At 60.6% G+C, this 2440-nt stretch carries 3 protein-coding genes; all 3 read right to left on the reverse strand.

Annotation, left to right across the window (positions count from 1 at the left end):
• Positions 1-370 precede the first annotated feature (370 nt).
• Positions 371-1675, reverse strand: coding sequence for a PEGA domain-containing protein (locus Q0288_RS15945; RefSeq protein ID WP_299432629.1), 1305 nt, complete (start codon positions 1673-1675; stop codon positions 371-373).
• A 22-nt stretch (positions 1676-1697) separates the two neighbouring features.
• Positions 1698-2069 (reverse strand): hypothetical protein, encoded by a 372-nt coding sequence (locus Q0288_RS15950; RefSeq protein WP_299432632.1) that lies wholly within the window; start codon positions 2067-2069, stop codon positions 1698-1700.
• Between the two features lie 18 nt (positions 2070-2087).
• Positions 2088-2440 (reverse strand): hypothetical protein (locus tag Q0288_RS15955; protein ID WP_299432637.1); only part of this gene is annotated, 353 nt, incomplete at its 5' end.

Genomic DNA, 2440 nt, shown 5'->3' on the forward strand with positions numbered 1-2440 from the left:
TCCAGGAAAAGTTGACAATAATTGTAAACTAATCCGCAAAAGCCTTAGGCGTAGAGCCGTTGGGGCCCGGAAGTGCGGAGGTTTTCAGGAAGATACTCATACACGCCCTCTAGAATCTGATTCGTCAAGCGTCCGATAGATGCGAAGCAGTCCAGAAGCTGGGGATGCGCTTTTCTGGACTGCCTCGAGCCTATGCGCTGCATCAGGCTCCTGGAACTTGACCTCATCGGACTCGTGAGGCTCGAGGCTCTCCTCCACACCTCCCCGGAAGTCGTTACAGCCTCCATGGGCGGAAAAACAACCCCCTCCAGGCTTTGCGCTCTGGAGGGGGTTGGCGCTAGTTTTTACCAAGAGGAGGTGTCGGGCGGCCTCAGACTCTACAGTTGAACAGCACCACCTGGCCCCGCACATTCAGACGCCCAAACCGTCCGAGTTCCCAGGTATAGATGTTGTCGGTGAAGACCAGATCGGGACTGGTGCGAACCAGGGTCAGGGTATGGAAGGCCCCATCGTAGAAGACCCGCACCTGGTTGGCGCTGATGTAGTTGACCACCAGTGTGCCGCCCTCACAGGTATAGGTGAGGGTGCCGGTGGGAACCGGGCGAACCGGCGGCACCGGCTGGACCGGGGGTACGGGTTGAACCGGCTGCACGGGTCGTACCGGGGGTGGGGGGGGAGGCGGAGCAATGCTGACCAGGGTCACACTAACCCGTGAGGTGCGTCCGGCCTGGATATTGACACTGGTACGGAAGGGACTGAACCCAGGACGACGCAGCTCCACCGTGTACAGCCCAGGGACAAGACTCATATTGAGTGGGGTACTCCCCACCAACCGGCCGTTCACCAGCACCTGTGCGCCTGTGGGTCTGCTATCTACCACCAGTATCCCGGTAGGAGGGGGTAGGGCCGTCAGGGGTAGGCTCAGCCGCGTAACCTGGCCGGCCTGGATCGTAAAGGTGGTGCGCAGGGTACTGAAGCCGCTACGGCGCAGCTCGAGGCTGTAGGTTCCCGGACTCAGCTCGAGGATGAGGGGCGTACTCCCCACCACCCGCCCGCCAATTAGCACCTGGGCGCCGCTGGGGGTGCTGCTCACCGACAGGGTTCCGGTCGCCGGCGGGGGTGGCACGAAATGCCCGGCAATGTAAAAGGCCTCGTCGGTCACCCAGTCCTGGGTCGGGATGGGCGTGACCACAATCGAGAGGGCGCGGGACAGGTTGGTCTCGCCCTGGATACGGGCCTCGCCGGTCTGGATGTTGACAATCTCCGAGACATCCAGCGGGCGGCGGCTGGCTACGGCCAGCACCCGGGCCTGCCCCGGCGGGGGCTGTATGGTGAAGGTATAAAGCGCCCGTGGCCCAGGAAAGGTGCGGACTTCTCCCGCCTGGAGAAAATTCTGCTGTTCAAAGGCATTGGGGAGAATCCCGCTAATCTCGCCGGTGGCCCGCACGCTAAACAGGTAGACATGGGCGGGCTGGGTCACCTGAACCGAGATCTGCATGTTTTCGCCAAACCCGTAGACCGGATTGGCAGTCTTGCTGGGGTCTTTGTCCACCCAGACCCGCACCTGGAGGTCTGGCGGAGGGGTGGGATTCACGATAATGCTCTGGGGGCGCAAGGGCTGTGCCAGGGCTGGAGCAAGCAAAGCCAGACCCAGTATGCCAGTGAAATTTTTCATACTTCCTCCGAAGCCGGAATCTTTACAGGGCGCAGTTGCTCAGCACCACCCGGCCACCCACCGAAAGGGCGCCCCGGCTGCCTGTCCACTCCCAGGTGTAGGCCCCTCCGCTAAACAGCAAGGTGGGGCTGCGGCGCACCAGGCCCAGGTTCTGGAAGGCGCCATCATAAAACAGCCGCAGACTGTTGCTATCCAGGTAGTTCACCACCAGGGTACCCCCGCTGCATCGGTAGGTGAAGCTCCCTGGGCCAGGAGTGACAATACTGGGCTGCACCGGGGTAACCGGGGTCACGGGCTGCACCGGCTGGACGGGGCGCTGGGGTTCGTCTTCCACCAGCAAAATGCAGGATGAAAGGGCCAGAGCTAGTAGCAAAAGCAAAAGGGAACGCAGCATAAGTTTCAGAAGTCCTTTCTAGGGGCAGTTGGAGTAGACATCGTAGACATAGGAGCCGGAGTATGCGATACCACTCGTGGTGTTAACGGTAACCGTGACCGTGGTTCTACCCGTGATGGAGGGAGGAGGGGTGATAGGGGTGATGATGATGGACTGCTGGCTTACGCCTGAGGGCAGGCTCTGGGGTACTTGACCCTGGCCGAATGTTAGGGTGCCGATGAATACGAGATCGCTTCCATCACGACCGAGATCCGTAATTGGACGGTTGAGGGTGAGGGTATCTCTAGATGCAAACCCTGCATAGTGTTCTTGAATGGTCGTGATCACCGAGGAGTCTGGTGCGCGGAATTTGTAGCGCATCTGGGTGGTTC

This window comes from uncultured Meiothermus sp. (genome assembly GCF_937863175.1).
In the GTDB taxonomy this organism is placed as follows: domain Bacteria; phylum Deinococcota; class Deinococci; order Deinococcales; family Thermaceae; genus Meiothermus.